This window comes from Geobacillus sp. (assembly GCF_017515625.1).
In the GTDB taxonomy this organism is placed as follows: Bacteria; Bacillota; Bacilli; order Bacillales; family Anoxybacillaceae; genus Geobacillus; species Geobacillus stearothermophilus.
Genome location: NZ_JAFWFM010000117.1, coordinates 1 through 5,287, shown reverse-complemented (window position 1 = coordinate 5,287; position 5,287 = coordinate 1). Strand labels below are relative to the sequence as shown.

4 protein-coding genes and 1 pseudogene are annotated in these 5,287 nt (G+C 53.6%); all 5 read left to right on the top strand.

Features of this window, described 5'->3' with window-relative positions; genetic code table 11:
• Window positions 1-149: 149 nt before the first annotated feature.
• Window positions 150-1,499, top strand: a complete 1,350-nt coding sequence (locus IKE44_RS07230) for an MDR family MFS transporter (protein ID WP_049624711.1) — start codon at window positions 150-152, stop codon at window positions 1,497-1,499.
• A gap of 211 nt (window positions 1,500-1,710) precedes the next feature.
• The gene (locus IKE44_RS07225) at window positions 1,711-3,405 is read left to right on the top strand and encodes a methyl-accepting chemotaxis protein (RefSeq protein WP_064213487.1); all 1,695 of its coding nucleotides are present in this window, start codon (window positions 1,711-1,713) and stop codon (window positions 3,403-3,405) included.
• Between the two features lie 193 nt (window positions 3,406-3,598).
• Window positions 3,599-4,546 carry a tRNA (adenosine(37)-N6)-dimethylallyltransferase MiaA gene (gene miaA, locus IKE44_RS07220; RefSeq protein WP_033017285.1) on the top strand — a complete coding sequence of 316 codons (948 nt, stop codon included), beginning with the start codon at window positions 3,599-3,601 and terminating at the stop codon, window positions 4,544-4,546.
• Between the two features lie 34 nt (window positions 4,547-4,580).
• Complete coding sequence (gene hfq, locus IKE44_RS07215; RefSeq protein WP_049624713.1) at window positions 4,581-4,808, top strand: RNA chaperone Hfq; 228 nt, start codon at window positions 4,581-4,583, stop codon at window positions 4,806-4,808.
• Between the two features lie 335 nt (window positions 4,809-5,143).
• Window positions 5,144-5,287 (top strand): annotated as a pseudogene (locus tag IKE44_RS07210) (stage V sporulation protein K); the annotation flags it as partial.

The following is a 5,287-nucleotide window of genomic DNA, read 5'->3' as shown; positions in this document are numbered from 1 at the left end:
GCCGTGGCCGCGAAGCGCACCCTAGGTCTGTAAGATATCCACAAAACTGAAAAAGGATGTAAGAGATTTTGTCGAAAAATATTTTTTGGACACCCCTGAGGGGCCGAAAAGCCTTGATAAATCAACATTTCTAGAGGGAGGTTATTTGTATGAGCAGCCGCCTGTCGGCCATGGTCAGCATCGTGCTGGCGATGCTCGTCGCGTCCATGGATACGACCATCATGAACACGACAATGCCGATCATCGCCAAAGAGCTTGGAGGGTTTTCTTTGTACGCCTGGGCGTTTGCGTCATACATGATTACAACGACCGTCCTGTCGCCGATTGCCGGCCGTCTGTCCGACCTGTTTGGCCGCAAAAACGTATTCAGCTTTGGCATCATTTTATTTTTGATTGGCTCGCTTCTTTGCGGTTTGTCGCAAAATATGGTGCAACTCGTCCTGTTCCGCGCCGTACAAGGGGTCGGCGCCGGGTTTATGATGCCGTTTCCGGCCATTATCGCCGGTGATTTGTTTCCGGTGGAAAAGCGCGGAAAGATCCAGGCGTTTTTTACCGCCATGTGGGGCATTTCCGCCGTCTTGGCGCCGCTTTTAGGCTCGCTGTTTGTCGAATACGCGACATGGCGCTGGATTTTTTATGTCAACATTCCCATCTGCTTGCTCTCGCTTGTGACGTTGTTTCCATATAAAGAAGTATATGAACCGAAGCGGGCGGCGGTTGATTATATGGGCGCGGTGCTGTTTGCGGCGGCGATCAGCTTGCTTTTGCTCGTCACCGTCGTTGCGCGGGGGCAATGGTGGTACGGGGCGGCCGGCGCGCTCTTACTTGTTGCGTTTTACTTTTTCGAAAAACGGCAGCCGTCTCCGCTCGTGCCGCTTTCACTTGTTCATCACCGCACGCTCAAATGGATGAACATTAACGGCTTTGTCAGCTGCGTCGCGCTGTTTGGCACGTCAAGCTACATTCCGCTCTTTTTGCAAAATGTTGCTCATTTATCGGTATTTATCAGCGGCGTTGCCTTGCTTGGCTCGTCCGTTGGCTGGATGATCGCCGCCGTGCCGGCCGGGAAATGGATTTTGCGCTATGGCTACCGTCCGCTTCTCATCATCGGCAATGTGCTGCTGGTTGCGTCCGGCCTGCTTCTGGCGCTGCTGAACGAAAGTCACGGATTTTGGTATGTTTTTTTCGTCATGTTTGTCCAAGGGCTGTCATTCGGGTTGACGTCGACCGTTGGGGTCATTGGCTCGCAGCAGCTTGCCGACGCTCATGAAAAAGGAATCGCGACATCCTTTTTTATGTTTTGCCGCAATATCGGCACGGCGATCGGCGTGACCGTCATGGGAGCGTTTTTGACGAAGGCGCCGACGTTTATGACCGGCATCCATCATTTGTTTTTATTCGGCCTCATTGGCAGCATCGCCGCGCTTGTCACCTCGCTTTTCATTCATGATGAAGCCGAAGCCGGCCGAAACACGTGGCAGCCGGAAGGAACGGCGTAAGGCGGGGAAGCGGCATGGGTGCGGCCTGTTTGCTCTTTGCGAGTTGACGGTGAAAGAGGAGGCTCATTGAGAAAATCCAGTTGATTTTCTCAATGAAGCAGGCCTTTTCATCAAAGATGGCAAAAGAGCCAAAAAAACCCTAAACATTGTCTGTGATCATCCGATAATGTAGATAGAACAACATACTGATTCACAGAAGGAGGATTTGCCAATGAACATGAAAATGACCGTGCGCAGAAAACTGCTGGCTGGGTTTGGCCTTGTCTGCGTATTGATTGTATGGCTAGTCGGCTTTTCTTATTACGGAATTTCCAAACTGAACGGTACATATACTGTCATTGACAAACGGGTGCCGAATCTCGTCAACGTCAAGGAGCTGGAGGTGCTCATCCACCGCCAAGTCGGCAGCATGCGCGGCTATTTGTTGACTGGCGATGAGACGTTAAGGAAAAACTTTGAAAAAGCGCATGAGGAGTACAAGAAAATAAGCGAAAAGCTTGCGGCGAAGCTGACGCGGGAAGAAACGAAACAGCAGCTTGCCGAGCTCGATTTGCTTGAACAGCAGTTTTACGAACTTGGGCAAAAAACGTTCGACTTAAAAGCGCAAAACAAACCGGAGCAGTACATCGCCCTTGTGACCACAACAGGGCGCGACTTAACAACCCAATTTGATGAAAAGGAGAATCAATTGGTCGCTCTCCAGGAGCAGGAAATGAAGGAAGCTAATGATAATGCGAGCGCATCGGTGGCTGCGGTCGAGCGGCTGATCATCATCGTCGGCTTGTTGACGGTGGCGGCTGGAGCGACCGTCAGCTATTACATCAGCCGCTCGATTTCCCGCCCGCTATTGGTGCTGTCGGATGCGGCTGGTCGGATCGCTGCCGGCGATTTGACCAAGACGAAAACCGGCGTCCGCAACCGGGACGAAATCGGCGAGCTGGCCGCTTCGTTTGAACAAATGGCCCAAAATTTGCGCGAAGTGCTAAAGGAAGTGGCGCAAAACGCCGAGCAAGTCGCCGCTTCGTCGGAGGAGCTGGCAGCGAGCGCCGAACAGACGAGCAAGGCGACCGAGCAAATCGCCATGACGATTCAGGGCGTTGCTTCCGGCATGGACAAGCAAATGCGAAGCGGGGAAGAAACGTCCGCCGCCGTCGATTCGATGTCTGAGAGAATCGAGCAAATTTCCGGACGGGCGCAAAGCGTGTCCGCCATCGCTAGTGAGGCGTCGAGACAAGCGGCTGAGGGCGGGCAAACGATCGAGGCGGGCGTCGCGCAAATGAACAAAGTGAACGATACGGTCGAGCGGCTGGCTGACCTCATTAAAGGGCTTGGCCACCGTTCCGAGCAAATCGGCTCCATCATCGAAGCGATCCGCAATATTGCGGCGCAGACGAATTTGCTTGCGTTAAATGCCGCGATTGAGGCGGCGCGCGCCGGCGAGCACGGGCGCGGCTTTGCCGTCGTTGCTGACGAAGTGCGGAAGCTCGCCGAGCAATCGGCCCAATCGGCCCAGCAAATCGCGGAATTGATCGATGCCATTCAAGAAGAAACGGTCCATGCCGTCCAATCGATGGAGTCGGTCGTCAACGAAGTGACGGCCGGAACGAACGTCATTCGCGCCTCGGGAGAAATGTTCGCCCGCATTCGCGCCGCCGTGGACGAAGTTGCGGCGCAAATCCGCGACGTATCCACCGCGGTCAGCGACATGGTCTCTTCTTCGGAGCAAATGGTGCGCTCCGTCCGGCTTGTCGCCGACGTGGCCGAGTCGACATCGGCCGGTGTGCACGAGGTGTCGGCGGCGACCGAGGAACAGCTGGCCTCGATGGAGGAAATTTCAGCTTCGGCCGCGTCGCTCTCGAAAATGGCGGACGATTTGCAGGCGATTGTCAACAAGTTTTCATTATGATGAGCGCCTTTTATGGCGTTCATTTTTTTCCATATGGTTATGGCGAAAGGGAAGAAAGGCGATTTTTCGCGCTGTCATGTATAAAACGATTTGTGGATGGAGAAAACGTATGAAAGAAATGGTTCCATGCACAGCTGTTTTTATGTATAATGATGGTTGACACAAGTCCCACAACAGAAAGCAGTGACGCGCTATGGCTGAAAAAGTCGCCGTCATCGTCGGGCCGACGGCGGTCGGCAAAACGAAGCTCGGCATCGCGTTGGCGAAAAAGCTGGGCGGAGAGGTCATCAGCGGCGATTCGATGCAAATTTATAAAGGGATGGACATTGGCACGGCGAAAGTGAAGCCCGATGAGATGGAAGGAATCCCGCATCATTTGCTGGACATCAAAGAGCCGTGCGAACCGTTTTCCGTCGTCGAATTTCAGCGGCTTTGCCGTGCGCTCATCACCGAGATTTCGGCGCGCGGCCGGCTACCGATCATCGTCGGCGGCACCGGGCTGTACATTCAGGCAGCCCTTTACGATTACCAATTTTCCGCTGCCCCTTCCGACGAAGCGTACCGCCGGGCGCTCAAACAGCTGGCGGCCGAGCAAGGAGCCGAAGCGCTTCACCGGCGGCTTGAGGCGGTTGATCCAATAAGTGCGGCCCGCATTCATCCGCACAACATCCGCCGCGTCATCCGCGCCTTAGAAGTGTATCACTCGACCGGAAAGCCGTTCAGCGAGTGGCAGCAAGGGCAGTCAAAGCGGCTTTTGTATGAGGCGGCCATTGTTGGCTTGACGGCGGAGCGGGAGGCGCTTTACCGCCGCATCAACGAGCGGGTCGATGAGATGATCGCCGCAGGGTTGATCGAAGAGGCGAGGGCGCTTTATGACCGCGGCCTGCGCGACTGCCAGGCGGTGCAAGCCATCGGCTACAAGGAGCTGTACGACTATTTTGACGGCCGCGTTTCCCTTGATGAAGCGATTGAGCTGCTGAAACAAAATTCTCGCCGCTATGCGAAACGGCAGCTCACTTGGTTTCGCAACCAAATGCCGGTGAAATGGTTTGACATGACCGACGCTGGGCAGTTCGCCGCCAAGGTGGAGGAAATTTCTCGCTATGTAGCAGGAAAGCTTCAACTTGAAGCGAATATATAATTATATCCTTAGAGAGAAAAGAGGAGGACGTTTGATGAAAAATACGATCAATATTCAAGACCAGTTTTTAAACCAGCTGCGCAAAGAGGGCATGCAAGTGACCGTCTTCTTATTGAACGGCTTCCAACTGCGCGGATACATTAAAGGGTTTGACAACTTCACCGTACTTTTGGAAGTGCAAGGAAAACAACAGCTCATTTACAAGCACGCCATTTCGACGTTTGCGCCGGAGCGGAACATCCATTTTGAAACCGAACAGTAAGACCGACGGTACATACGCCGCCGAAAAAAGGCGCCGTCCTTCGCGGAGGGCGCCTTTTGCCATTTCCCGTTTTCCTTCCGCGCCCGCTATTTGATCGACAAGCTCCTGCGTCACCCGAAGGGAAGTGAGGGACGATGTGAATTCAGATGCGTAAACCGCCGCTTTTGTGAATAAACATATACAAACTTTTTCCACTATAACCGACCCGCTGTTCGTTTGGGCGATTGTCACGGATCGGCGGCGGCGTACGTATACTAGTAACGAAAAGGCAAGGCGTCAAAAGCCAAGTCGGAACAGGTGCGGATGGAAGAAAACGGTAAGCGAGGTGACGCCCCTTGTCAGAATTGACGATGAACAAGGCGAAAGGGCAAATCAACATCGTGTTGAACTCCAAAACGGTAAACCATTTAGTGAAAGAAGAGAGAAACGACTGGCTCGATGGCGAAGAGCATCAGGCGCTCCGCAATATTCAAAAGGAG

Coding starts and splice junctions, on each gene's coding strand:
- miaA (WP_033017285.1), top strand. CDS start 3,599: ATGGCTGAAAAAGTCGCCGTCATCGTCGGGCCGACGGCGGTCGGCAAA.
- hfq (WP_049624713.1), top strand. CDS start 4,581: ATGAAAAATACGATCAATATTCAAGACCAGTTTTTAAACCAGCTGCGC.
- IKE44_RS07230 (WP_049624711.1), top strand. CDS start 150: ATGAGCAGCCGCCTGTCGGCCATGGTCAGCATCGTGCTGGCGATGCTC.
- IKE44_RS07225 (WP_064213487.1), top strand. CDS start 1,711: ATGAACATGAAAATGACCGTGCGCAGAAAACTGCTGGCTGGGTTTGGC.